We start from the raw sequence: 562 nt of genomic DNA, 5'->3' as shown, positions 1-562 counted from the left end.
AAGAGGCTCCCACTGCTTGTACGTACACGGTTTCAGGTTCTTTTTCACTCCCCTCGCCGGGGTTCTTTTCGCCTTTCCCTCACGGTACTGGTTCACTATCGGTCAGTCAGGAGTATTTAGCCTTGGAGGATGGTCCCCCCATATTCAGACAGGATACCACGTGTCCCGCCCTACTCTTCGAGTTCACAACCTGTGCATTTTGGTGTACGGGACTATCACCCTGTACCGTCGGACTTTCCAGACCGTTCCACTAACACACAAGCTGATTCAGACTCTGGGCTGCTCCCCGTTCGCTCGCCGCTACTGGGGGAATCTCGGTTGATTTCTTTTCCTCGGGGTACTTAGATGTTTCAGTTCCCCCGGTTCGCTTCATTACGCTATGGATTCACGTAATGATAGTGTGTCGAAACACACTGGGTTTCCCCATTCGGAAATCGCCGGTTATAACGGTTCATATCACCTCACCGACGCTTATCGCAGATTAGCACGTCCTTCATCGCCTCTGACTGCCAGGGCATCCACCGTGTACGCTTAGTCGCTTAACCTCACAACCCGAAGATGT

At 52.3% G+C, this 562-nt stretch carries 1 rRNA gene (running past one end of the window); it reads right to left on the bottom strand.

Features of this window, described 5'->3' with window-relative positions:
- Positions 1–545, bottom strand: a 23S ribosomal RNA gene (locus JTI85_RS02605) (it extends 2,362 nt beyond the left edge of the window).
- Positions 546–562: the final 17 nt, after the last annotated feature.

Source organism: Citrobacter sp. Colony219 (assembly GCF_019382635.1).
In the GTDB taxonomy this organism is placed as follows: Bacteria; Pseudomonadota; Gammaproteobacteria; order Enterobacterales; family Enterobacteriaceae; genus Citrobacter; species Citrobacter youngae.
The sequence above is the reverse complement of the archived record's forward strand: the minus strand, read 5'-3'. Positions and strand labels throughout refer to the sequence as shown.